Raw genomic sequence first — 24,620 nt, 5'->3', positions numbered from 1 at the left:
ACCCGGGCCCGAACGAACGGGGCCGTACCGCTGCCGGGGCGGTCAGGGGCGGCACAGCTCCTGTTCCAGGCTGCCGCGCAGCCGGTTCAGTCCGCGCCGGGCGTGGCTCTTGACGGTGCCGAGGGGCCAGCCGGTGCGCTCGGCGATCTGGGGCTGGGTCAGATCCTCGAAGAACGCCAGCCGCAGCACCCGCTGCTGGGGCAGCGGCAGCGCGGCCAGCGCGTGCCCCACCAGGACGCGGTCCAGGACGGCCTCGGGGCGTCCCGGGTCCGGGAGCGGCAGCGACGAGCCCGCCGAGGCCAGCAGATCCAGCCGGCGGGTCCGCGCGGACAGCGCGTCGGCGATCGTGCGCCGGGTGATCCCGACGATCCAGCCCGCGACCGTGCCGCGCTCCGGCCGGTAGGTGCGACGGCCCCGCCACACCCCGAGGAAGACCTGCTGGGTGACGTCCTCTGCCTCCTTCGCGTCGCCCAGCGAACGCCGGGCCAGCGCGTGCACCAGCGGGGACCACCGGCGGTAGGCGGTGGCCAGGCTGTCCTCGTCGCCCGCGACCAGGCCCCGCGCCAGCTCGGCGTCCTCGACGGCCGGGTCGGCCGGGCCGGCGGCCGGCCCGGCGTGCGGGGACGGCCGGAGGGCGGGGCGGGCGAGCGCGGCGCTCGGCTGGGGGCCCATTCGACGACTCCTCATCTTCGGCACGGGAGGTCCGGCACGGCACGTCCCGGCACGGAACGCCCCGCACCCGACGTCCGGCACGGGGACATCGGCACGAACCGCCCCGGCGCGGCGGCGGGAACGCCGGTGACCAGGGCGGACCGGGGCGGCCGCCGAGGCGTGCCCGTCCCGGTGCCGCCATGCTCCGAGCTCCCCGGTGCGGGCCTCAACTCGCATCGGTTGTGCGTCGTATAGTCGGCGCATGCCCGATCCCGAGCTCCCGGCCGGCCCGGCACCCGGACCGCACCGGCCCGGGTCCGGTCCCGGCCCGTCCGCGGCGGGCCGGCCCGCGTCCCGCCCGTCCGATCCCGGCCGGTCCGGCACCGACGTCGTGGCGCCGCCCGGGGAGGCCGGCCTGACCACGGGCGCGGTCGCCCGCCGCCTCGGCGTGTCGCCCACGACCCTGCGCTCCTGGGACCGCCGCTACGGCATCGGGCCCGCCGCGCGCGTCGACGGCCGGCACCGGCGCTGGTCCCCCGCGGACGTGGCGGTGCTGGAGACGATGTGCCGGCTGACCTCGTCGGGGGTGCCGCCCGCCGAGGCCGCCCGAGCCGCGCGCGACGGCGGCGCCACGGCCGCCCCCGCGGAGGCCGGCGCCCCCGTGAAGGCAGGCACCACCACGGCACCGGCCGCCCCTACCACCACCCCCGCGGCGGCCCCGCGGACCCGCTCCCGGGCCGCCGGCACCCTGCCGCTGGGCGACGTCCGCCAGGAGTGCCGGGGGCTGGCCCGCGCCGCGGTCCGGCTGGACGCCCCGGCCGTCGAGCAGCGGCTCGCCGCGGCGGTGGCCGAGCACGGTCTCACCGTGGCCTGGCAGGAGGTGATGGTGCCGACCCTGCACGCCGTGGGACGCAAGTGGGCCTCGTCCGGCGACCGGTACGTGGAGGTCGAGCACCTGCTGTCCTGGCACGTGTCCACCGTCCTGCGCCGGCACACCCCGCCTCCGGAGTCACCGGGCGCGGACGGCGCCGGGCCGGTCCTGCTGGCCTGCGTGCCCGGCGAACAGCACACCCTGCCGCTGGAGGCACTGAACGCCGGACTGGGCGAACGGGGTGTGCACACCCGGATGTTCGGCGCGGCCGTCCCGGCGGACGCCCTGTCCGCGGCGGTACGGCGGCTCGGGCCGAGGGCCGTCGTCCTGTGGGCGCAGTCGCGTTCCACCGCGAGCCTGCCGCTGGCCCGGCACGTGCAGGAGGCCCGGTGGGGGGTGAAGGGGGCGCGCCGGCAGCCGCTGGTGGTGCTGGGCGGGCCCGGCTGGGCCGGCCGCGCGGCCTCCGGGATGCCCCGGCCGGGCGGCCTCGCGGAAGCGCTGGAGACGCTGTCGGCGCCGCCCGGCGCCCACCCCGGCACACAGCAGCGCTGAGCGCCCGGCGCCCGTCCCCCCACTCAGCCGGGCCGAGCGGCGTCCCGTCACGCGCGCGCCCGGGCCTCCCGGAAGCGGGCCAGGCCGTCCGCGAGGCCGACGACGGGCTCCGGGTAGTCGAGCACCGCGCGCTCGCGGCCCAGCTTCCACGGCTCGTGCACCGCGGGGCCCGGCACCCCCCGCAGCTCCGGCACCCAGCGCCGGACGTACGTGCCGTCGGGATCGTATCGCCGGCCCTGGACGACGGGGTTCAGCACCCGGTTCGGCCGGCTGTCGGTGCCGGTCCCGGCCACCCACTGCCAGTTCATCTGATTGTTCGCCAGGTCGCCGTCCACCAGCAGGTCCAGGAAGTGGCGGGCACCCACCCGCCAGTCGACGTACAGGGTCTTGGCCAGGAAACTCGCCGTCAGCAGGCGGGCCCGGTTGTGCATCCAGCCCTCGTGGCGCAGCTGGCGCATGGCCGCGTCGATCACCGGGTAGCCGGTGCGGCCCGCCCGCCAGGCCTCGACGTCCGCGTGCGCGGTGTCCTCGGAGCGCCAGCGGTCGTGCTTCGTGCGGTAGTCGGCGGACGCCGCCTCCGGCCGGGCCGCCAGCACCTGGCGGTGGAAGTCGCGCCAGGCCAGCTGCCGTACGAACGCCTCGGCACCGGGACCGCCCGCCCGGCGCGCCCGGTGCACCAGCTCGACGGGGGAGAGGGTGCCGAAGTGGAGGTGCGGGGAGAGCCGTGAGGTGGCGTCGCCGGCCAGGTCGTCCTGGCCGTCGGCGTAGCCGGCGAGACCGGACCGCAGCCAGGCCGCGAGCCGCCGCCTGCCCTCCCGCTCGCCGCCCGCGGCCAGCCCCGGCGACCGTTCCGGCACCTCCTCGCGCGTGGGCAGCCGCCCGGAACCGACCGCGTCCGGCACCCGGACGGCGCGGGGCGGGGCGAGCGGATCGCGCAGCCGTTGCCGGGACCAGTGCCGGAAGTACGGCGTGAACACCGCGAAGTGGTCGGAGGAGGACGGGGTGACCGTCCCCGGGGTGACCGCCCACGTCACCGTGTCGTGGACGTGCAGCCGTCGCCCCTCGGCCTCCAGCGCCCGGCGCAGCCGCCGTTCGCGGCGGTGCGCGAAGGCGCTCACGTCCGCCGCGAGGTGCACCTCGTCGGCGTCCGTCTCCGCGGCCACCCGGCACACCTCCGCCACGACGTCGCCCGAGCGCACCACGAGCCGGCCCCCGCGCTCGCGCAGCCCCGCGTCCAGGTCGCGCAGGCAGTCGGCGAGGAACGCCCGGCGGTTCGGCGCGTCGAACCCGGCGGCGGTCACCGCCCGGTCACGCACGAACAGCGGCACCACCTGCCGGGCGCCGTCGAGCGCGGCCCGCAGCGGCGGATGGTCGTGCAGCCGCAGGTCGCAGGTGAACAGGACGACCGAGACGTTCATGGCCTGGCTCCGGATGAGGCGGGACGGGACGGGCGGGCAGGACGGGTCAGCGGGCCGGAGCCGGCTCGGGCGCGGACGGTGTCCGCGCCGCGGCGCGGGCGATGTTGCGGGCCATGCCGCCGAAGACCAGGGCGTGGAAGGGGGAGACGCCCCACCAGTAGGCCTGGCCGAGCAGGCCGTGCGGATGGAACAGGGCGCGCTGGCGGTACCGGGTGCGCCCGGCCTGGTCCGTCCCGGCGTACATCTCCAGCCAGGCCAGCCCCGGCAGCCGCATCTCGGCCCGCAGCCGCAGCAGCCGCCCCCGGTCGATCTCCTCGACCCGCCAGAAGTCCAGGGAGTCCCCGGCCCGCAGCCGCTGCGCGTCCCGGCGTCCGCGGCGCAGACCCACCCCGCCCACCAGCCGGTCCAGCAGGCCGCGCACCGACCAGGCGAGCGGGAAGGAGTACCAGCCGTTCTTCCCGCCGATCCCCTCGATGACCCGCCACAGCGCCTCCGGTGAGGCGGCCACGGTGATCTCCCGCTCGTCCGTGTAGAGGCTGCCGCCCGCCCAGTCCGGATCGGTGGGCAGGGGATCGCTCGGGGCGCCGGGCACCGAGGCGCTGGACCAGCGGGTGTCGACCCGGGCCTCGCGCACCCGCTGCAGTGCCAGCCGTACCGCCTCGTCGAATCCGAGCGGATGCCCGGGCGGATCCGGGACGTACCGCGCGATGTCGTGCTCGTGGCAGACCACCTCGTGGCGCAGCGACTCGGCGAGCGGCCGGGCGATGGAGGCGGGCACCGGGGTCACCAGACCGACCCAGTGGCTCGACAGGCCCGGCGTCAGCACCGGCACGGGCAGGACGAGGCGGCGCGGCAGTCCGGCGATCCGCGCGTAGCGCAGCATCATGTCGCGGTACGTCAGCACTTCGGGGCCGCCGATGTCGAAGGCGCGGCTCACCTCCGACGGCATCCCCGCGCTGCCGACCAGGGCGCGCAGCACGTCCCGTACGGCGACGGGCTGGATCCGGGTGTGCACCCAACTCGGGGTGACCATGACCGGCAGCCGCTCGGTCAGGTACCGCAGCATCTCGAAGGAGGCCGAGCCGGAGCCGAGGATCACCGCCGCGCGCAGCACCGTCGTGGGGACGCCGGACGCCAGCAGCACCCGGCCCACCTCGGCCCGCGAGCGCAGATGCGGCGAGAGGTCACGCTCGGGGACGCCCGCGGGAGTGAGGCCGCCGAGGTAGACGATCCGCCGCACCCCCGCGGCGCGGGCCTGCCGGGCGAACACCGTCGCGGCCCGCCGGTCCGTCTCCTCGAAGTCCTTGCCGGTGCCCAGGGCGTGCACCAGGTAGTACGCCACGTCCACGTCGCGCAGTGCCGCGCCGGTCGAGACGTCGTCCGTGACGTCCCCGCGGACGATCTCCGCGTCGCCCGCCCAGGAGTGGTCGCGCAGCTTGCCGGGGGAGCGGGCGAGACAGCGCACCCGGTACCCGGCCGCCAGCAGCTCCGGGACCAGCCGGCCGCCGATGTAGCCGGTGGCACCGGTCACCAGACACCGCGGACCCTCCCGCGTGGTGTCGTCACCGTTCATCGCCGTGGTCACCGTTCACCGCCCCGGTCGCTCGTTCACCTTCACCGTCACCTTCACCTTCGTCGCCGTGCGCGCCGCTCGCCACCGCTCGGTCGCCGTGCGCGCCGCACGGTCCGTGACCGGGCCGCCCACGCGCCGGGGCGCTCCCTACGACTTCCCCGGACGGGCCGCCTCCGGATGCGCGCCCGCCCACCCGGCCCCCGGAGAGCCGACCGCGGGGCCGCTGCCCTCCGGGCATCGGCCGGGCCGGTCCCGGGGACGCCGGGCGTCGGGCGGACTCTGCGGGCCGGACTCTGCGGGCCGGGCCCTGGGGGTCGGCCGGACCCTGCGGGCTGCCCCCAGCCGGGTTCTCCTGGCCGGGCCACGGACCGCGGATCCCCGGCCGGGGCCCGCCCGAAGCCGCTCGGCCCGCCCCGGGCCGGTCCCGCGCTTTCCTCCGTCGGATGGCGGTTCTATAGGCTGATCACGTGGCCACAGCAGAAGACCGGGAGCAGTCGGCGGGGCGGCCGGAGCCCGCCGCGGGCGCCGGACCCGACCTGCAGTCCTTCGCCGTCCACCTGCGCAGGCTGCACGGGGAGATCAACCGTCTGATGCAGGGCTTCGCCGGTGACCACGGTCTGCACGCGACGGACGTGCAGGCGCTGGCGGCGATCCTGGACGCGGAGGAGCCGATGACCCCGGGGCGCCTGCGGGAGCGGCTCGGGCTCACTTCGGGGGCGGTCACGGCGTGCGTGGACCGCCTGGAGCGCGCCGGACACGTCCGCCGGGTGCGGGAGAGCGCCGACCGCCGGGTGGTCCACCTGCACTACGCGGCCGATGCCAGGCCGGCCGCGCGCACGTACTTCCGCCCGCTCGCGGAGGCGACCCAGGCCGCCGCCGACCGTTTCAGCGAGGAGGAACTGGCGGTGGTGCTGAGCTTCCTCGCGGCGATGAACGAGGAACTCGGCGCGCTGAAGCCGCACGGCGGCCGCTGACCCGCGTATCGCATACCGCGTGACGCATCAACGCGTGACGCATGCGCACGGCCGTTCGGCCGTCTGTCCGTCCGACTGCCTGACCGCCGGCCCCGCCGCCCGCCCCGAGCCGCCGAGGCGTTCCCGCATCCGGGGGCCGCCCGGCTCGGGAAGAGCAAGCGTCGTCTAAGATCACCTCGCCTCCTCAATAGTTCACTCATTGAGATTCTTTTCTGTTGAGTTACCGAGTTGCGTTTCCGACCGCCCACCCCGACGCGGAGTCCTGAGACATGCCCCCCAGCCCCCGACGTGCCCGACTGCTCGTCCCCCTGCTGCTGCTCGCCGTCTGGCTGGGCATCGGCGGCGGACTGGGCCCCTACGCCGGCCGGCTCGGCGAGGTCGCCACCAACGACCAGGCGGCCTTCCTGCCGCGCAGCGCCGAGTCCACCGAGGTCATCGCCGAGCAGCGGGCGTTCCGGCAGGAGGAGACCCTGCCCGCCGTCGTGGTCTGGACCGACGACGCGGACGACGCCCCGCTGGCCGACCGGCGCGCCGCGGCCGGCCGAGCCCTCGCCGCACTCGCGGACGCGCCCGGGGTGGCCGGCCGGATCTCCCCGGCGGTGCTCTCCGAGGACGGCCGGGCCCTCCAGGGCGTCGTCCCGCTGCGGCCCGGCCTCGGCGACGAACTGCCCGACGCCCTCGACGGCATCCGCGCGGCGGCCGAACGCGTCCCCGGCACCACCGTCCAGCTCGCCGGACCCGCCGCGAGCCAGGCCGACCTCTCCGACGCCTTCGCCGGCATCGACGGCCTGCTGCTGGGCGTCGCCCTGGTGACCGTCCTGGTGATCCTGCTGCTGGTCTACCGCAGCGTGCTGCTCCCGCTGCTGATCATCCTGGGATCGGTGTTCGCACTCGGTCTGGCCTGCGCGATCGTCTACGCGCTCGCCGCCCGCGACGTGGTCCGCGTCGACGGGCAGGTCCAGGGCATCCTCTCCATCCTCGTCATCGGCGCGGCCACCGACTACGCCCTCCTGGTCACCGCCCGCTACCGCGAGGAACTGGCCGCCCGCACCGACCGGTTCGCGGCCGTCACCGCCGCCCTGCGACGGTCCTGGGGCGCCGTCGTGGCCAGTGCCGCCACCGTCGCCCTCGGGCTGCTGGCCCTGCTGCTCAGCGATCTGACGAACAACCGGGCGCTCGGCCCGGTCGGCGCCATCGGCATCGGCTGCGCCGTGCTCAGCTCCCTCACCTTCCTGCCCGCGGTCCTGGTGCTGCTGGGACGTGCCGCCTACTGGCCGGCCAAGCCGCGCCCGGCCGCCGTGGACCCGAGGAACGGCACCGGCGTCTGGCAGCGGATCGCCGCCCTGGTCGACCGGGCGCCCCGCCGGGTCTGGGCGGTGTCGCTCGCCGGTCTGCTGGCCTGCGCCGCGTTCGCGCCCGGTCTCACCTCCCGGGGCGTACCGCTCGACGAGATCTTCGTGAACGACGCCCCGTCGGTCGCCGCGCAGGCCACCCTCGGCCGGCACTTCCCCGGCGGCTCCGGCAATCCGGCCGTGGTGATCGCCGACGCCGGCCGGCTGCCGCGGGTGGTGGCCACCGCCCGGGCCACCGAAGGCGTCGCCGCCGCGGCCGCCGTCGGCGCGAGCGGCCGCCCCGGCGGCGCACCGCTCGTGGTCGACGGACGTGTCCGCGTCGACGTCATCCTGCGCGACGCCGCGGACAGCGACGCGGCGAAGGACACCGTGGCCCGTCTGCGCACGGCGCTGCACGCGGTGCCCGGCGCCGACGCCGAGGTCGGCGGCTACACCGCGCAGCGGTACGACACCCTGCGGACCGCGGAGCGGGACCGCGGCCTCATCGTGCCGGTGGTGCTCGCGATCATCTTCGTGATCCTGGCGCTGCTGCTGCGCTCCCTGCTGATGCCCGCGCTCCTGGTGGCGACGGTGGCGCTCAACTTCCTGGCCACGCTGGGCGTCTCGGCGCTCGTCTTCCCGCACGTGTTCGGCTTCACCGGCACCGACCCGTCCGTGCCGCTGTACGGGTTCGTGTTCCTGGTCGCCCTCGGCGTCGACTACAACATCTTCCTGATGGACCGGGTCCGCGAGGAGTCCCTGCGGCACGGCGTCCGCCAGGGGGTGCTGCGGGGCCTGGTGAGCACGGGCGGGGTGATCACCTCCGCCGGCGTGGTGCTCGCCGCGACCTTCGCCGCCCTCGGGGTCATCCCGCTGGCCTTCCTGGTGCAGATCGCGTTCATCGTCGCCTTCGGAGTGCTGCTCGACACGCTCGTGGTCCGCTCCCTGCTGGTCCCGGCGCTGGTGCGGGACCTGGGGCCGCGCGCCTGGTGGCCGGGACGGCTCGCCCGGAGCCGGGACGGCGACCCGGCCGGGCCGCGGACGTAGGCACGCCTCCGGCGGGCCGCGCGGCGCGGGCCGCGCGGCGGGGTTCGCAGGACTCACCGGGCCGGCGGGGTGTTCGCAGGGCCCACCGGACGAGCGGGCCGTGCGGCGGGGTTCGCAGGACTCACCGGACGAGCGGACCGCGCCGCGACCGCAGGGCGCGGACCGCCGCGGAAGCCGCCGGTGCGTCCCGGTGCCCGTCACGACGGCGTGCGCGCCGGGGCGTGCCTACCCTGGAACCGTGGCTCGTTCCAACGACGAGGTCGCCGCGCTGTTCGCCGAGTACGCGGATCTGATCTCGATCACCGGAGGGGACGCCTTCAAGGCCCGCGCCTACGAGAAGGCCGCCCGGGCGATCGGCGGCCACCACGCCGAGGTCTCCGGTCTCGACGCGAAGGGACTTCAGGAGATCCCCGGGGTCGGCCGGTCGGTCGCCGAAAAAGTGGTCGAGTACTTCCGCGACGGCAGTGTGTCCGCCGTCGAGGAACTGCGCGCCCGGATCCCCGCCGGGGTCCGCCGGCTCACGGCCGTCCCCGGCCTCGGCCCGAAGAAGGCCCACGCCCTCTACGAGGAGCTGGGCATCGCCTCCGTCGACGAACTGGCCGACGCCATCCACGCCGAACGCCTGCGCGACCTGAAGGGCTTCGGGCCGCGGACCGAGGAGAGGATCCTCCACGGCATCGATCTCCTCCGGTCGGCCGGCGACCGCGTGCTGATCGACGTCGCCATGGACACCGCCGAGACGATCGTCGGTGCGCTCTCCGGCGTCACCGGCTGCCGGCGCTGTGCCTACGCCGGCTCGCTGCGCCGGGTCCGCGAGACCATCGGCGACCTCGACGTGCTCGTCGCCGCCGAGGACTCGGCCCCGGTCATGCGGGCGTTCACCGAGCTGCCGTACGTCACCGAGGTGATCGCCCACGGGCCGACCAAGACGTCCGTGCGCACCGGCGAGGGCCTGGCCGTCGACCTGCGCGTGGTCCGCCCGGAGTCCTGGGGCGCGGCCCTCCAGTACTTCACGGGGTCGAAGGCGCACAACATCCGCACGCGGGAACTGGCCGTGCGGCAGGGCCTGAAGCTCTCCGAGTACGGCCTGTTCGACGCCGAGAGCGGCGAGCTGGTCGTCTCCCGGACCGAGGAGGACGTCTACGCCCGGCTCGGCCTGCCGTGGATCCCGCCGACGCTGCGCGAGGACCGCGGCGAGATCGAGGCCGGACTCCGCGGCGACCTGCCCGTCCTGGTCACCGAGGACGACATCCGCGGCGACCTGCACACCCACACGGACCTCACCGACGGCCTCGCCCCACTGGAGGAGATGGTCGCGGCCGCCGCCGAGCGCGGCTACGCCTACTACGCCGTCACCGACCACGGGCCGGACATGGCCATGCAGCGCATGACCGACGAACGGATGCTGGCCCAGCGCGAACGGGTGCGCGCACTCGACGGCCGGTACGGCAGGGGGCGCGGGATGCGGCTGCTGCACGGCGCCGAGCTGAACATCGCCCCCGACGGCGAGGTCGACTGGCCCGCCGCCTTCCTGGCCGGGTTCGACCTGTGCGTGGCCTCCGTGCACTCCCACTTCGAGCAGGACCGCGAGGCACTGACCCGCCGGATCGTACGGGCCTGCGAGAACCCGTACGTCCACGTCATCGGCCACCCCACGACCCGCGTCATCGGCCGGCGCCCCGCCGTCGACGCCGACCTCGACGCGGTCTTCGCCGCCTGCGCCCGCACCGGGACCGCCCTGGAGATCAACGCCCACCCGGACCGCCTCGACCTGCGCGACGAGGACATCCTGCGCGCCAGGCGGCACGGGGTGAAGTTCGCCGTCGACAGCGACGCCCACGCCGTCCCCCACCTGGCCAACCTCCGCTACGGCATCGGCACGGCCCAGCGCGGCTGGCTCACCGCGGACGACGTGATCAACACCTGGCCGCTCACCCGGCTGCGCCGCTTCCTGCGCAAGCGCCCCGGGAGATGACATGCCACTCGTCGAGGAGACCCCGTACCGCTTCCGCCTCGACCCGCACGGCGCCATGCGGGTGCCCGGCGTGGTCTTCGCCTCCCGCGACCTGCTCGCCGACGCCGAGCAGTCCCTCGGGCAGGTCGCCAACGTCGCCACCCTGCCCGGCATCGTCGGCGCCTCGTACGCCATGCCCGACATCCACTGGGGGTACGGCTTCCCCATCGGCGGGGTCGCCGCGACCACCGTCGACCAGGGCGGGGTGATCTCCCCGGGCGGGGTCGGCTTCGACATCTCCTGCGGGGTGCGGCTGCTGGCCGCCGACTGCGACCGAGCCCGGCTGGCCCCCGCGTTCGACGCCGTGATGGCCGGCCTGGACCGGGCGATCCCGCGCGGCGCCGGACCCGGCGGGGTGTGGCGGCCCGGCCCCGGCGAACTGGACCGCATCCTCGAAGGCGGCGCCCGCTACGCCGTCGCGCGGGGGTACGGCGAGGAGCGCGACCTGGTCCGCTGCGAGGACGGCGGCGCGGTCGGCGACGCCGTGCTGCGCGAGGTCGGCGAGCGGGCCCGCGAACGCGGCCTCGGCCAGGTCGGCAGCCTGGGCTCCGCCAACCACTTCCTGGAGGTCCAGCAGGTCTGCGACGTCTACGACGAGCGGGCCGCCGAGGCCTTCGGCATCGCCGCCGGACAGGTCTGCGTCATGATCCACTGCGGTTCGCGGGGGCTCGGGCACCAGATCTGCACCGACCACGTCCGGGCGATGGACCGGGCCATGGCCCGCTACCGCATCTCGGTGCCGGACCGGCAGCTCGCCTGCACCCCGGTGGACTCCCCGGAGGGCCGGGCCTACCTCGGCGCGATGGCCGCGGCGGCCAACTACGGCCGCGCCAACCGCCAGTTGCTGGCCCACGCGGCCCGCCAGGTGTTCCGCCGCGCCGCCGGCGTCCACCTCTCCCTGGTGTACGACGTCTCCCACAACCTGGCCAAGCTGGAGACCCACCAGGTCGACGGGCGGCCCCGCCGGCTGTGCGTGCACCGCAAGGGCGCCACCCGCGCCTTCCCGCCCGGCCACCCCGACCTGCCCGCCGACCTGCGCGACACCGGGCAGCCGGTGCTGATCCCCGGCACCATGGGCACCGCCTCCTACGTGCTGGCCGGGGTGACCGGCGGCGACGCCTTCGCCTCGACCTGCCACGGCGCAGGCCGCAGGATGAGCCGTCACCAGGCCGCCCGCACGGTCACCGGCCGGGAGCTGCGGGCCCGCCTGGAACGCGCGGGCATCGCCGTGCGCCCCCGCTCCTGGCGCGGCCTGTCCGAGGAGACGCCGGAGGCGTACAAGGACGTCGGCGCGGTGGTCGCCGCGAGCGAGGGCGCGGGGCTGTGCCGGACCGTGGCCCGGCTGGTGCCGCTGGGCGTGGTGAAGGGCTGAGCCGGGCGCGGTGGGGGGCTGAGGCCGGGCGTGGTGCGGGGCTGAAGCCGTAGGTGATGCGGAGATCGGCCGGTGCCCGCCCTCGGGCACCGGCCGCGACGGCCGTCACACGTCGACCGTCACCGCGCACGACCAGCCGTACGCGTCCGGCCGGATGCGCAGCTCGTGCCAGGCGACCGCCTTCGGCGCGGCACCGGTGATCTCCACGCCGTCCAGGGCGGCCATGGTGAAGCGGACCTCCAGCTCGCCGTCGACGGCCCGGGCCGCCACGTCCAGCGGAACCTCGCCGCGCACCTCGAGGCGGTAGACGACCTCGTCCAGCAGGGCCGCCAGCAGCTCCTCGTCGCCCTCGTCGGGCAGCCTCACCCGGGTCACGCCGGCGGACCGCGCCCCGCTCACGTCGGCGAAGCACTCCACCAGGCCCCGTACGGCCTCCAGCAGGCAGCTCTCCCGGTCGGCGCCCCACGCCTCGATCCGTACGTCGGCCGTGTGCCCGCACGCCCGGTGCCCGCTGGTTCCCCGTCGCCGCACCGCGATGTCGTCGTCAGTGTCACCGACCATGCTCCGCCGAGTTCCCCGCCCGCCCCGTCCGCACACGGTCCCCGGCCCGGGGATGCGGCGCACCGAGGCGGAGGCGACGCCCGCCGCGCGACGCGGTCAGTCCGCGTACCCGGTCACCGGATAGTGGTCCGACAGGTTGGTGTACGTGGAGGAGGTGCCCCAGCTCGACACCGTCCAGGGCGCCGACGTCTCCTTGACCACGTCGTTCCTCCATCCCGCCGGACGGGCGTGACCGGCCCGGTGCAGCACGTGGTCGAGGTCCTCCCGCGGATCGTCCGGGTAGCGCTCGCGGGCGATCGAGTTCTCCGCCGTGTCGAAGGAGTACGGGTGCCCGGTGCGCGTCTCGGGGCCCACCAGGCCCCCGTCGGCGAGCATCGAGGCGTACTCGGCGCTGTGCGAGTCGACGTTGAGGTCGCCGGCCACCAGCACCTGCTCGCCCGCGGGGATGCGCTTCGCGTCGAGGAAGGCGTCGACGGCCTTGAACTGGCGGCTGCGCACGGCGGCGGCCTCGCCCGGGTCGCAGCCCGGGTCCGTCGACTGGGCGTGGGTGCCCACGACGTGCACCCGGGCGCCGTTCACGTCGAGCACCACGTACGCGAAGCCCTTGTTGGACCACCAGTCCGCCCCGCAGGCGTCCTGGTAGACGTACTGCTCCTTGCGCAGGATCGGCCACTTGCTGAGCACCGTGACCCCGCCGTCCTCCGGCGTCGTCGCCGAGTACGCGCCGCCCGTCGCGTCCCAGCCGTCCTTGCTCCGGCCCACGACCGGCGTCTGGTACGGGTATGCGGCCGCGGCGGCGCGCTTGAGGGCGTCCGCGGAGGAGTTGTCGAAGGCCTCCTGGAGCACCACCACGTCGTTGCCCCGGAAGAAGGGCGCCTTCGGGATCTGCGCCGCGCGGTGGTCCTGCCCCCAGTTCGGGTACAGGCTCTTGCTGAACAGGAACACGTTGTACGACAGGACCCGTAGCGGCGGCTGTTCGGCGGCCGTGGCGGTGGGCGCCGTGCCCGCGAGCCCCGCGGTGGCGAGGGCGAGGGCGAGCACGGCGGCGCCGGGGGTACGGCGCGGGGTGCGAGGCGGCACTGGAGCTCCCTGTGGGTGAAGGGGGTTGAGTGGCGCCGCACATCAAACCACCGGGGATTACTCCCAGGTAACCACCGTGCGGGAAAAGGATGTCCGCCCGGGGTCGAGCTGTCTCAGACCGCCCACACCCCGTCCCGCATCAGGTGCCGTCCCGTCATCTCGTGCTCCCCGCGCATGGCCTGCACGGCCCGCGGGCGCACCCGGAAGAAGGCGTAGGAGGGGCCGTCCGCGCCCGGGTCCCAGCCGAACTTGGCGGTGTACGCCCGCAAGGTCGCCGCCGGCACCTCCCCGCGCCCGACGAGCTCCGCCTCGCCGTCGATCAGCACCACGTCCCGGGTGTCCCCGAGCGCCAGCCGGACGCGCCGGCGCTCGCGCAGGTTGCGGCCGGTCGGATTGGCCGTCCGCGTCGCCAGCCACACCGCCTCCCCGTCCCACAGGAACCAGAGCGCGACCAGCCAGGGCGTCCCGTCGGCCCCCGCCGACGCGACCCAGACGTCCTCCTCCCGTTCGAGCCGGGCCAGAACGTCCTGCTTGCGCCGCGCGGGGCCGCGGGGAGCCTCGGTGATCTCCATGGGGGGACGGTAGCGGGCGGGGCCGCGCGCCGCCTCGGTCCCGGGACGGACGGGCCCCCGGCCTTTCGGACCAGGCCGCGACGGCACCGGCGGGGCGCGGGACCGGGCACGCCTGCGCGCCGTACGGTCGCGCGCCCGTCCCGTGCACCGGGCACCATGACTGGCATCCGCTACGTTTTACGTATAACCTCTCCCGTCAACCCACCCGGTTCCCCGCGCCGAAAGGTCCCGATGAGACGCATCGCCCTGGTCACCCTCGTCGTCGACGACTACGACGAGGCGATCCGCTTCTACACCGAGGCCCTGGGGTTCCGGCTGACCGAGGACGCGCCGCGCCCGGACGGCTCCCGCTGGGTGGTCGTCGAACCCTCCGCCGGCGCACCCGGTACGGCCCTGCTGCTGGCCCGCGCCAAGAACGACGACGAGCGCGGCCGGGTGGGCGACCAGACCGGCGGCCGGGTCGGCTTCTTCCTGCACACCGACGACTTCGCCCGGGACCACACCCGCATGCGTGCCGCGGGCGTGACCTTCCTGGAGGAGCCCCGGCACGAGCCGTACGGCACGGTCGCCGTCTTCCGGGACCTCTACGGCAACCGCTGGGACCTGCTCCAGCCGGCCTCCTGACGCCTTCCCGCCCCTTCGCTCACCGATCTGCCGAGGAACGACCGCACCATGTCTGCTACGCGCATAGACGCCGATGTCATCCGCCGCCTCCCGAAGGCCGTCCTGCACGACCACCTCGACGGCGGCCTGCGCCCGGCCACCGTGGTCGAGCTGGCCCGGGAGGTCGGCCACACCCTGCCCACCACCGACCCCGACGAGCTGGCCGCCTGGTACTACGAGGCCGCGAACTCCGGGGACCTGGTCCGCTACATCGCCACCTTCGAGCACACCCTCGCCGTGATGCAGACCCGCGAGGGGCTGCTGCGCACCGCCGAGGAGTACGTCCTCGACCTGGCCGCCGACGGCGTGGTCTACGGCGAGGTGCGCTACGCGCCCGAGCTGAACACCAACGGCGGACTGACCATGCGCGAGGTCGTCGAGACGGTGCAGGAGGGCCTGGCCGCCGGCATGGCCAAGGCCGCCGCGGCCGGCACCCCGGTGCGGGTCGGCACCCTGCTGTGCGGCATGCGGATGTTCGACCGGGTCCAGGAGGCCGCCGAGCTGGCGGTCGCCTACCGGGACGCGGGTGTCGTCGGCTTCGACATCGCCGGCGCCGAGGACGGCTTCCCGCCCGCCGACCACCTCGCCGCCTTCGAGCTGCTGCGCCGCGAGAGCGTGCCCTTCACCATCCACGCCGGCGAGGCGCACGGCCTGCCCAGCATCCACCAGGCCCTCCAGGTCTGCGGCGCCCAGCGCATCGGCCACGGCGTGCGGATCACCGAGGACATCGTCGACGGCAAGCTCGGCCGTCTGGCGAGCTGGGTCCGCGACCGCCGGATCGCGCTGGAGATGTGCCCCACCTCCAACCTCCAGACCGGCGCCGCGACCTCCATCGCCGAGCACCCCGTCACCGCGCTGAAGGACCTCGGCTTCCGGGTCACCCTGAACACCGACAACCGCCTGGTGTCCGGGACGACCATGACCCGGGAGATGACCCTGCTGGTGGAGCAGGCGGGCTGGACCGCCGAGGACCTGCGCACGGTCACGGTGAACGCCCTCAAGAGCGCGTTCATCCCGTTCGACGAGCGCAGGGCCCTCATCGAGGACGTGGTCCTGCCGGGTTACGCCGCGGCGCTCTGAAGCAGCCCGCGCACATAGGCGGCCTGTCCGACGTGCTGGAGATCGTCGGACAGGACGCTGACCAGCCGCACCCCGAGGCTGACCGGCGGGTCCCAGCCCTCGTCCACGATGCGCTCGAAGTCCTTGGCGGTCAGCCCGCGCAGGAACTCCAGCGTCTGCTCGTGCACCGCGTCGTAGTACCCGGTCAGCAGGTCGGGGGAGTCCACCCGCACCTTGGCGACCTGCGCGGAATCGTGTCCGTAGCCGAAGTCCCGCTGGGGCAGGCCGAGGTCGAAGCGCTTCGCCCAGTCCTGCGCCAGCCACACCTGGTCGAGCCCCGCCACGTCCGCGATGTGGTCGTCCTGGACCCGGGTGAGGTGCCACACCAGCCAGGCGATGGAGTTGGCGTCGGCGGACGGCCGGTGGTTCAGCTCCTCGGGTCCCAGGCCGTCGACGGCGGCGTGGACTTCTTCCTGGATACGGCCGTAGCCGTCGATGAGGATGTCCTTTGCATGCATGGGTCCACCATGACCCGTGCGCCGCTCAGGCGCCCCCCGTTTCCAGCAATGTGATCAAAGCCCGGGCCGCCGGGCTGGTGGCCTCCGGCGGCGGGAGCAGGGCCACCGTCTCGTACGCGGCCCCACCCGTGCCCTTCAGCGGCAGCGCGGTGAGCGAGGGCCGCTTGTGCCGGAAGTGGTGCGGTACGACCGCGATGCCCAGGTTCTCGTCCAGCAGGTCGAGCAGCCCGTGCACGTCGTTCACCTCCAGCGCCACCGTCCGCGGCACACCCGCGGCGGCGAACGCGGCGTCGGTGATGCGGCGCGGCCCCCAGTCCGGGTGGAAGTCGACGAACACCTCCCCACCGAGGTCCTCGGGGGTGACCGCCGCCCCGGCCGCGGCCAGCGGGTGCTCCGCGTGGCACAGCACGGTCATCGGCTCGCTGGAGAGCGCGAGCGCCCGGAGCTGCTCGGGGTCGGTGCCGGTGCGCACCGCGAAGGCCAGGTCGAGCCGCCCGGCGGTGACCTCGTCGGCCAGCGCCCCGGAGCCCGCCTGCCGCAGCCGGATCTCCACGTCCGGGTGGCGCCGCCGGAACCCGGCGAGCAGCCGGGCCACCGGCACCCCGGCGATGCACTGCTCGGTGCCCAGCGCCAGCGTGCCGCGCAGCACGCCCTGCACGGCGGCCACCGCCTCGTGGGCGGCCCGCACCCGGTCGAGCACCCGCTCGGCCTCGACCAGCAGCGCCCGGCCCGCCTCGGTGAGCGTGACCCGGCGGGTGGTGCGGACGAACAGCGGGGTCTGCAGCTCGCGCTCCAGCGCGCGTATCGACGCCGACAGGCCCGACTGGGAGACCATGAGCCGTTCGGCCGCGCGGGTGAAGTGCTGGTCCTCGGCGACGGCGAGGAAGTGCCGGAGCTGGCGCAGTTCCATGACCGAGAAGCGTAGTCGCTGAATCCCATCGCATTCTTCTGTTGGACCACTGGCCGCAGGTCACGCCAGAGTGGTGGAGGCTTCGGGACCCCCGCAGCCGCCCCAGTGCCAACCCCTCTGGAGTCGCGTTGTACACCGCACACCCCGACCGCTACGCCGAGATGCCCTACCGGCGCACCGGACGCAGCGGGCTCAAGCTGCCCGCGCTGTCGCTCGGCCTGTGGCACAACTTCGGCCCGGACCGGCCGGTCGAGACCCAGCGCGCCATCCTGCGCCGCGCCTTCGACCTCGGTGTCACCCACTTCGACCTGGCCAACAACTACGGTCCGCCGCCCGGCGCAGCCGAGTCCGCGCTCGGCGAGGCCCTGCGGGCCGACTTCGCGCCGTACCGCGACGAGCTGGTGATCTCCACGAAGGCCGGCTATCTGATGTGGCCCGGCCCGTACGGCGAGTGGGGCTCCCGCAAGTACCTGATGTCCTCGCTGGACCAGAGCCTGAAGCGGATGGGCCTGGAGTACGTGGACATCTTCTACTCGCACCGCCCCGACCCGGAGACTCCGCTGGAGGAGACGATGGGCGCCCTGCACTCCGCCGTGCAGCAGGGCAAGGCCCTGTACGTCGGCGTCTCCAACTACTCCCCGGAGCAGACCAGGGAGGCCGCCCGCATCCTCGGCGAGCTGGGCACCCCGCTGCTGATCCACCAGCCGCGCTACTCGATGCTCGACCGCCGCCCCGAGGAGGAGGGCCTGCTCGACACGCTGGACGAGCTGGCGGTCGGCTCCATCGCCTACTCCCCGCTGGAGCAGGGCGTACTCACCGCCCGCTACCTGGACGGCATCCCGGAGGACTCGCGGGCCGCGAGCGACAGCCCGTTCCTCAGCTCCGACGCGCTGACCGAGGAACTGGTCGGCAAGCTGCGCGCGCTCGACGAGATCGCCACGTCCCGCGGCCAGTCCCTGGCCCAGCTGGCCCTCGCCTGGGTGCTGCGCGGCGGCCGGGTCACCTCCGCCCTGGTCGGCGCGAGCAGCCCGCAGCAGCTGGAGGACAGCGTCGCCGCGATCGGCAACCTGGACTTCGACGCGGACGAGCTGGCCCGCATCGACGAGATCGTCGCGGCGTAGCACGCGCGGCGGGGGCTCCTCTTGGACGCCCGGAGACGGCAGCCGTCTCCGGGTGTCCGCGTGTCCCGTCAGGAACCCAGGCGTTCCTCGATGCGTACGGTCACCGGATCACCCTCCCCTTTTCCGATCGCCCGGCGGTTCTCCGCCTTCACCGGCAATTTGTGCGTGCCGTCCCCCAGGGCCATGAAAGAACTGCGGAATGGGCGCCCGTCGATCGTCCCGCGGATCTTGACCGATCCCCGGGTGCCGAAACAGGCGACCGATTCCGGCCAGCCGACGCAGGTCCAGCCGCCCTGCTCCGGGCCTTTGGTGAGCACCGCCGTGAATTCCACGTCCATTTTCCCAGTCGTGTCCATACGGAGCGGACTCCGGCCCGACGCGAAACTCGTCGCGGGCCGTCGTATTCCGGCCAGGAGGCTCGCGCGGAATATGCCAGAAGACTGGCCAAAAAGGCGTGGTGACAGTGGTTCAACAGTGAAGATACTCGACGGCAGGGGCAGTCCCCGACGGGGGAGGCGAACGTGCACGACGAATTCCTGTGCCATGTCACCGCGTACGGCACCTGCGGCGGGCAGCGCATCGGAGTACCCCTGGGCACCTACCGGGCACCCACCCTGGCCCTCGCCCTGTGGTGGCTGCGGGACCGCGCCACCTGGATCGCCGAGCGGCTCGACCCCCGGCCCGGCGACGCCCCGTACCCGCCGAACGCGCTGGTCCCGGTCGCCGACGGAGTCCAGGACGTACCGGCCGTCCTGCGCCGCTGGTGCGGGGACGCGGACCGCCAGGAGCGGATCGCCGACGAACTCGCGGCCGGCCGGCTGGTGCGGATCGCCGTCAGCGACGACACCACCGAGTACGAGCTGATGGCCGAGTCCGTCGACGCCCTGCGGATGCAGCGGACCATCCCCGGACTGGTCGTACCCGTGGCCTGAGGGGGCACCCGACGCCCCGGGCGATCCAGCGCGAACGGGAGCGGATCGGTAGAATTTGGGCATGGCGGAGCGGCCGGCCGCGTCCGCGGCACCGGAACTCGTCCTGGAGACCGAGACGGGCGTCACCGTGATGACCCCGGCCCGGGACTACCACGTGGGCCGCGACCCCCTCAGCGACATCGTCCTCGACGACGCCCGGGTCTCCTGGCACCACGCGGTGCTGCACCCCGAGGCCGACCACTGGACGCTCCACGACGAGCACAGCACCAACGGCACCTACGCGGACGGCCGCCGCGTCCACGACCGGGGCGTCGGACCGGGCACCGTCATCCGCTTCGGCAGCCCCACCGACGGCCCCTGCGCCGTCCTCACCGGCGCGGCCGCCCCCGCCGCGCGCCGCCCCTCGGCGGTCTCCCGGCCCGCCCTCACCGGCACCTTCCGCGAGCCGGCCAGCGTACGGCCGCTGCCCACCCGCACCGTCCGCATCGGCCGCGCCGACGACAACGACCTGGTCGTCGACGACCTGGTCGTCTCCCGCCACCACGCCGAACTGCGCATCCACGCCGACGGCAGCTACGAGATCGCCGACCTCGGCAGCCACAACGGCACCTACCTCAACGGCGAGCCGGTCGAACGCGCCGACCTCGGCCCCGGCGACATCGTGGGCATCGGCCACTCCGACTTCTGCCTGGTCGGCGACGAACTCCAGCAGTACGTCGACACCGGCGAGGTCTCCCTCGACGTCCAGGACCTCACCGTCTCCGTCGACCGCGGCCGCAAGCGCCTGCTCGACCAGGTGTCCTTCCCCGTGGGGGAGAAGTGCCTGCTCGCCGTCGTCGGCCCGAGCGGCGCCGGCAAGTCCACCCTGATGAACGCGCTCACCGGCCTGCGCCCCGCGGACCACGGCACCGTGCTCTACGACGGCCGCGACCTCTACCACGACTATCCCGAGCTGCGCCAGCGCATCGGCCTGGTCCCGCAGGACGACATCCTGCACTCCCAGCTCACCGTCCACGCCGCGCTCTCCTACGCCGCGGAACTGCGCTTCCCGCAGGACACCGCCAAGGCCGAGCGCCGCGCCCGGGTGGACGAGGTGATCCGCGAACTGGGCCTCCAGGAGCGGGCCGGGCAGCACGTGCACAGCCTCTCCGGCGGCCAGCGCAAACGCGTCAGCGTCGCGCTGGAGCTGCTGACCAAGCCCTCGCTGCTCTTCCTCGACGAGCCGACCTCCGGCCTCGACCCCGGCATGGACCGCTCGGTGATGCACATGCTGCGCACACTCGCCGACGACGGCCGGACCGTCATCGTCGTCACCCACAGCGTGCTCAGCCTGGACGTCTGCGACCGCCTCCTCGTCCTCGCCCCCGGCGGCAAGGTCTCCTACTACGGCCCGCCCGGCGAAGCCCTCCCCTTCTTCGGCTTCGCGCACTGGCCGGAGGCCTTCGAGGCGTTCGACCAGGACCGCGACCGGGACTGGGCGGGGGAGTACCGCGCCTCACCGTTCCACCAGCGGTACGTGGCCGAGGCCGAGGGCCAGCCCAGGGTGCCCCGCCGGGGCCCGGTCATCCTGGGGCCGCCGCCGCGGCCCCGCAGCTGGGGCGGCCAGCTGCGCACCCTGGTCCGCCGCTACTTCGCAGCGCTCTCCGCCGACCGCACCTTCCTCGCCATCATGATCGCCCTGCCGTTCGTGATGGGCGGCATGACCCGCGCCCTCGCGGGTGACGAGCTGACCCGCAAGAACGCGCTGAACGTCCTGCTCATCCTGTGCGTCGGCGGCGTCCTCACCGGCGCCGCGAACGCCGTGCGCGAACTCGTCAAGGAACGGGTGATCTACCAGCGCGAACGGGCGGTGGGCCTGTCCAGATCGGCGTACCTGATGTCCAAGGTGGTGGTGCTCGGCACGGTCACGGTGCTCCAGGCCGTGGTGCTGACCCTGGTCGGGCTGTACGGCGTGGACCTCAAGGCGCCCGGCGGCGAGGGCGTGGTGATGCCGCCGCTCGCGGAGATCACGGTCGCCGTCGCACTGCTCGCGTTCACCGCGATGACGCTCGGCCTGCTGGTGTCCGCCCTGGTCCGCAAGGAGGAGGTGACCATGCCGCTGCTGGTGCTGCTCGCGCTCGTCCAGGTCGTCTTCTGCGGCGCCCTGCTGCCGCTGGACGGCGTGCCCGGACTGGAACAGGCGGCCTGGCTCGTGCCCTCCCGCTGGGCGTTCGGCGCGATGGCCGGCACCCTCGCCCTGCCCCGGATCTCGCCCGGCGACCTCACCCGCGATCCGCTGTTCGCGCACACGCTGGACACCTGGCTGCTCGGGATCGGGATGCTGGCCGCGCTGGCACTGGTCTTCTGCTGGCTGGTGCTCCGGCTGCTGCGCCGCCACGAACCCGTCGTGATGCGGAAGTAGGTGTCACCATGACGGCCCGCGGCTTCCGGCCCACCCACGTCGTCCCCCGGCACGGCCTGCCGAGCTGGGAGACCCCGGCCCCCGACCGTCCCACGGTGCCCCTCGATCCGCTGCTGCCGGTGCAGCTCGTCGAGCGGCGCGGCGACTGGGGCCGCATCCGGTGCTCCAACGGCTGGTCCGCCTGGACCGACGGCCGGCGCCTGGTCCCCGTGCCGCAGGACCCGCCCACCCTCGGGCGCCGGCTCGCCCCCGACGGCGACCCCCGTCCGCTGCTCACGCGAGCCGAGCGGGCGCTCGCCCGCTACCGGGCCGCCGTGGAGGAGCTGGCCGACGACGTCCTGGACGGCGAGTCGTTCCGGGAGCGCACCCGCGGCCTGCGGATCGGCGTCGTCGTCGACGGGGAGTCGGTGTGGCTGTACGACGCCGAGCGGGAGCGCTGGTCCTACAGCGACGGGACCGGGCTGAGCACCTACGCGGCCGACGGGGAGCCGGGATCGGCCGAGCACCCGTGGGAGGAGCCCGGCACGGCCGAGCACCCCTGGGAGGAACGGCGGGGGCGGTACCGGGAGAGTGAACCGGCCGAGCCGTACCGCCGGGACCGGGGGTACGCCACCGACCCGGGACACGCGCCGACCCGGCTGGTGTCCCCGGAGGATGACCTGTGATGGCGCGGGACACCGCCGCGTTCGCCGGCCGGTCGGCGGAGATGGTGGGCCGGCAGGTCGCCGGATACCGCATCCAGGACGAGATCGGGCGCGGCGGGATGGCCGTCGTCTACCGGGCCCGCGACCTGCGCCTGGACCGCGTCGTCGCGCTGAAACTGCTCGCCCCCGAACTCGCCCGCAACGACACCTTCCGCAAGCGGTTCACCCACGAGTCCCGGGTGGCCGCCGCCCTCGACCACCCGCACATCGTGCCCGTCTTCGAGGCGGGTGAGACCGACGGCGTGCTGTACATCGCCATGCGCTACGTGGAGGGCCGTGACCTGCGGCACCTGCTGGACCGGGAGGGCCCGCTGCCGGCCGGGACCGCCGTCCGGATCGGCACGCAGGTGGCCTCCGCGCTGGACGCCGCCCACGACCACGGACTGGTCCACCGGGACGTCAAGCCCGGCAACATCCTCATCGCCCGCGGCACCGACAGCGAGCACCCCGAACACGCCTATCTGACCGACTTCGGGCTGACCAAGAAGTCCCTGTCCCTGACCGGGTTCACCACCGTCGGCCAGTTCGTCGGCACCCTCGACTACGTGGCCCCGGAACAGATCTCCGGCCGGCCCGTCGACGGCCGCTGCGACGTCTACGGCCTGGCGTGCGTCGTCTACGAGACGCTGGCGGGCCGCCCGCCGTTCCTGCGCGACGACGACATGGCCCTGCTCTGGGCCCACCAGCACGACACCCCGCCCGCGCTCACCGAGTCCCGCCCCGACCTCGCCCCGCGCGTGGACGGTGTGTTCGCCCGCGCCCTCGCCAAGAGCCCCGACGCCCGCCACGACTCCTGCATGGCCTTCGTCACGGCCCTGCGCGCGGCGCTCGGCGGACGGCCCGCACAGGCCGGACCCGCGGCCGGCGGGCACCCGGCGACCTGGGCGGACGAGAGCGCCGTACCCGAGGCGGGGGAGCGGCCGCAGGCCCCGCCGCGGTGGGCCGAGCCGGTCTTCCGGACGGGGCCATGGCCCGACCGGCGAGACACCCCCTAAGGGGAGCCCGCGCCCCGGGCGGACCCGGCCGCGGGCTGTTCCGCCACCTCCCCGGTGCGGCGCACCCGCAGGGCGAGCAGGGCGCCGAGGAAACCGGTCACCAGCCCCCACAGCAGGGCGAGGCCCAGCGCACCCCAGACGCGGGGACGCAGGAACAGTTCCCCGGACAGTCCGCCGCCCAGATCGCCGATGCCGAGCACGGACAGCCCGAAGTCGGCGGAGATCCGGCCGACCAGGCAGATCATCAGGACCGTGAGGGCGAGCGCCACCGCCAGGTGCGCCGCGTGCTGCCACAGGTGGACGCGGGCCGGCGAGCGGACGGCCATCACGAAGGCCGCCGCCAGCAGCAGCACCGCGTCGACGGCCAGCAGCCACCACACCCGGCCGTCGTGGTCGGCGAGCGTGCCCAGGTTGACGGTGCTCACGTCGGTGGACCGCATCACCTGGTCCAGTACCTGCGGCATCGGCAGCCCGAACGGCCCCTCGACATGGCCGTCCCAGGTCGCGCCGAGCCCGAGGGTGAAGGCGAGCCACACCAGGTTGGGCGTCCCGAGCAGGATCACCGCCAGCGTCTCCGCGCGGTGTCCGCGCGCCACCGCCACCACCAGCCCGGTGACGACACCCAGGACCACGCAGGACAGCAGCAGGACGACCATCGCGTACGCCGCCGGGCGCACCGACTCCTGGAAGCGCAGCAGCCGCCCCGGCAGCGGGGCCCCGCGCGAGCACAGCAGGGCCAGCACCAGCACCCCGGCCAGCCACAGCATCCCGAAGACCAGGGTCAACGGCACATCGGTGGTGAAGCCGAGCTCCGGTTCGATACCGAAGAGGCCGACGAGATCGCTGACCGCGCTGTCGCCGAGGGAGAGGGTGAAGGTGTGCCGGGCGGTGAGGGCCAGCGCGACCAGCACCGGCAGCCACAGCGCGGCGATCCGCGCTGCCCAGCCGGCCAGTTCACCGGCGCCGGCCACGGCCCGGTGACGCAGCGGCCACAGGAAACCGGCGGCGAACACCAGTGCGCCGACCAGCGTCACGGACAGCGGAACCACCGTCAGACCGCCCTCGGCACCGGCGAGTTCGCCGGCGTCGCCCGACAACTCGACACTGCCGCCGACCGCGGTGACGACCGTCGCCAGGACCACCTTCACGTAGGCGCCGTCCGGGAGGTCCGTCGCCCCGGCCGCCCACAGGCCCAGCGCGGCCACGACGCCCATGGAGAGCACCCCGGCCACGGTCACGGCGAGGGCCTGGAGCCACCCGTGGCGGGCGACGGCCCGGCCGGCGGAGTTTCGCGGGGTCAC

22 protein-coding genes are annotated in these 24,620 nt (G+C 74.7%); 12 read left to right on the top strand and 10 right to left on the bottom strand.

Annotated features, from left to right (window positions below; genetic code table 11):
• Positions 1–42: 42 nt before the first annotated feature.
• Positions 43–672 (bottom strand): sigma-70 family RNA polymerase sigma factor, encoded by a 630-nt coding sequence (locus SGLAU_RS02855; protein ID WP_043498060.1) that lies wholly within the window; start codon positions 670–672, stop codon positions 43–45.
• Between the two features lie 241 nt (positions 673–913).
• On the opposite strand from SGLAU_RS02855, the gene SGLAU_RS02850 reads away from it, so the two are divergent.
• Positions 914–2,074, top strand: coding sequence for a MerR family transcriptional regulator (locus tag SGLAU_RS02850; RefSeq protein WP_078957565.1), 1,161 nt, complete (start codon positions 914–916; stop codon positions 2,072–2,074).
• A 47-nt stretch (positions 2,075–2,121) separates the two neighbouring features.
• Here SGLAU_RS02850 and SGLAU_RS02845 read toward each other — a convergent pair whose 3' ends face one another.
• Positions 2,122–3,492 (bottom strand): cryptochrome/photolyase family protein, encoded by a 1,371-nt coding sequence (locus SGLAU_RS02845; protein ID WP_043498059.1) that lies wholly within the window; start codon positions 3,490–3,492, stop codon positions 2,122–2,124.
• Positions 3,493–3,538: 46 nt separating this feature from the next.
• On the bottom strand, positions 3,539–5,065 hold the full coding sequence (locus SGLAU_RS02840) for an SDR family oxidoreductase (RefSeq protein WP_043498056.1): 1,527 nt from the start codon (positions 5,063–5,065) through the stop codon (positions 3,539–3,541).
• Between the two features lie 467 nt (positions 5,066–5,532).
• Between SGLAU_RS02840 and SGLAU_RS02835 the strand changes: the two genes are divergently transcribed.
• The 4 genes from SGLAU_RS02835 to SGLAU_RS02820 all read left to right on the top strand — a co-directional run bounded on the left by SGLAU_RS02835 (position 5,533) and on the right by SGLAU_RS02820 (position 11,803).
• Positions 5,533–6,039, top strand: a complete 507-nt coding sequence (locus tag SGLAU_RS02835) for a MarR family winged helix-turn-helix transcriptional regulator (RefSeq protein WP_043498055.1) — start codon at positions 5,533–5,535, stop codon at positions 6,037–6,039.
• Positions 6,040–6,308: 269 nt separating this feature from the next.
• Positions 6,309–8,417, top strand: a complete 2,109-nt coding sequence (locus tag SGLAU_RS02830) for an MMPL family transporter (RefSeq protein WP_043498054.1) — start codon at positions 6,309–6,311, stop codon at positions 8,415–8,417.
• Positions 8,418–8,655: 238 nt separating this feature from the next.
• Positions 8,656–10,392, top strand: coding sequence for a DNA polymerase/3'-5' exonuclease PolX (gene polX / locus SGLAU_RS02825; protein ID WP_043498052.1), 1,737 nt, complete (start codon positions 8,656–8,658; stop codon positions 10,390–10,392).
• A 1-nt stretch (position 10,393) separates the two neighbouring features.
• Positions 10,394–11,803 (top strand): RtcB family protein, encoded by a 1,410-nt coding sequence (locus tag SGLAU_RS02820; protein WP_043498050.1) that lies wholly within the window; start codon positions 10,394–10,396, stop codon positions 11,801–11,803.
• Between the two features lie 105 nt (positions 11,804–11,908).
• Here SGLAU_RS02820 and SGLAU_RS02815 read toward each other — a convergent pair whose 3' ends face one another.
• The 3 genes from SGLAU_RS02815 to SGLAU_RS02805 form a co-directional block, all read right to left on the bottom strand.
• Positions 11,909–12,364 (bottom strand): archease, encoded by a 456-nt coding sequence (locus SGLAU_RS02815; RefSeq protein ID WP_043498048.1) that lies wholly within the window; start codon positions 12,362–12,364, stop codon positions 11,909–11,911.
• Positions 12,365–12,460: 96 nt separating this feature from the next.
• The gene (gene sph / locus SGLAU_RS02810; RefSeq protein WP_043498046.1) at positions 12,461–13,444 is read right to left on the bottom strand and encodes a sphingomyelin phosphodiesterase; all 984 of its coding nucleotides are present in this window, start codon (positions 13,442–13,444) and stop codon (positions 12,461–12,463) included.
• A 113-nt stretch (positions 13,445–13,557) separates the two neighbouring features.
• Entirely contained in the window at positions 13,558–14,016 is a 459-nt protein-coding gene (locus SGLAU_RS02805; RefSeq protein WP_043498044.1) for a pyridoxamine 5'-phosphate oxidase family protein, read from the bottom strand.
• A 231-nt stretch (positions 14,017–14,247) separates the two neighbouring features.
• On the opposite strand from SGLAU_RS02805, the gene SGLAU_RS02800 reads away from it, so the two are divergent.
• Together SGLAU_RS02800 and SGLAU_RS02795 are read left to right on the top strand one after the other, a co-directional pair.
• Complete coding sequence (locus SGLAU_RS02800) at positions 14,248–14,640, top strand: VOC family protein (protein ID WP_043498041.1); 393 nt, start codon at positions 14,248–14,250, stop codon at positions 14,638–14,640.
• A gap of 48 nt (positions 14,641–14,688) precedes the next feature.
• Complete coding sequence (locus SGLAU_RS02795) at positions 14,689–15,759, top strand: adenosine deaminase (protein ID WP_043498038.1); 1,071 nt, start codon at positions 14,689–14,691, stop codon at positions 15,757–15,759.
• Here SGLAU_RS02795 and SGLAU_RS02790 read toward each other — a convergent pair.
• Entirely contained in the window at positions 15,741–16,256 is a 516-nt protein-coding gene (locus tag SGLAU_RS02790) for a mycothiol transferase (RefSeq protein ID WP_043498037.1), read from the bottom strand. The genes SGLAU_RS02795 and SGLAU_RS02790 overlap by 19 nt on opposite strands.
• Before the next feature lie 25 nt (positions 16,257–16,281).
• Positions 16,282–17,166 (bottom strand): LysR substrate-binding domain-containing protein, encoded by an 885-nt coding sequence (locus tag SGLAU_RS02785; RefSeq protein ID WP_043498035.1) that lies wholly within the window; start codon positions 17,164–17,166, stop codon positions 16,282–16,284.
• Positions 17,167–17,294: 128 nt separating this feature from the next.
• Between SGLAU_RS02785 and mgrA the strand changes: the two genes are divergently transcribed.
• Positions 17,295–18,287: an L-glyceraldehyde 3-phosphate reductase gene (mgrA, locus tag SGLAU_RS02780; RefSeq protein ID WP_043498034.1), complete on the top strand. Its 993-nt coding sequence runs from the start codon at positions 17,295–17,297 to the stop codon at positions 18,285–18,287.
• A 68-nt stretch (positions 18,288–18,355) separates the two neighbouring features.
• On the opposite strand, the gene SGLAU_RS02775 is transcribed toward mgrA, so the two are convergent.
• A complete protein-coding gene (locus SGLAU_RS02775; protein ID WP_043498033.1) occupies positions 18,356–18,643 on the bottom strand; it encodes a DUF1905 domain-containing protein in 288 nt (95 codons plus the stop codon).
• A gap of 165 nt (positions 18,644–18,808) precedes the next feature.
• Here SGLAU_RS02775 and SGLAU_RS02770 point away from each other — a divergent pair, with 165 nt between their 5' ends.
• The 4 genes from SGLAU_RS02770 to SGLAU_RS02755 all read left to right on the top strand — a co-directional run bounded on the left by SGLAU_RS02770 (position 18,809) and on the right by SGLAU_RS02755 (position 23,319).
• Entirely contained in the window at positions 18,809–19,219 is a 411-nt protein-coding gene (locus SGLAU_RS02770; protein WP_043498032.1) for a hypothetical protein, read from the top strand.
• Positions 19,220–19,280: 61 nt separating this feature from the next.
• A complete protein-coding gene (locus tag SGLAU_RS02765; protein WP_043498031.1) occupies positions 19,281–21,620 on the top strand; it encodes an FHA domain-containing protein in 2,340 nt (779 codons plus the stop codon).
• An 8-nt stretch (positions 21,621–21,628) separates the two neighbouring features.
• On the top strand, positions 21,629–22,285 hold the full coding sequence (locus tag SGLAU_RS02760; protein ID WP_078957564.1) for a hypothetical protein: 657 nt from the start codon (positions 21,629–21,631) through the stop codon (positions 22,283–22,285).
• Positions 22,285–23,319 carry a serine/threonine-protein kinase gene (locus tag SGLAU_RS02755; RefSeq protein WP_043498030.1) on the top strand — a complete coding sequence of 345 codons (1,035 nt, stop codon included), beginning with the start codon at positions 22,285–22,287 and terminating at the stop codon, positions 23,317–23,319. The genes SGLAU_RS02760 and SGLAU_RS02755 overlap by 1 nt, the downstream gene beginning before the upstream one ends.
• Here SGLAU_RS02755 and SGLAU_RS02750 read toward each other — a convergent pair.
• Positions 23,316–24,533, bottom strand: coding sequence for a streptophobe family protein (locus tag SGLAU_RS02750; protein ID WP_412556260.1), 1,218 nt, complete (start codon positions 24,531–24,533; stop codon positions 23,316–23,318). The genes SGLAU_RS02755 and SGLAU_RS02750 overlap by 4 nt on opposite strands.
• Positions 24,534–24,620 lie beyond the last annotated feature (87 nt).

The sequence above is a fragment of the Streptomyces glaucescens genome (genome assembly GCF_000761215.1).
GTDB lineage: Bacteria > Actinomycetota > Actinomycetes > Streptomycetales > Streptomycetaceae > Streptomyces > Streptomyces glaucescens_B.
This window is presented reverse-complemented; position numbering and strand designations above follow the sequence as displayed.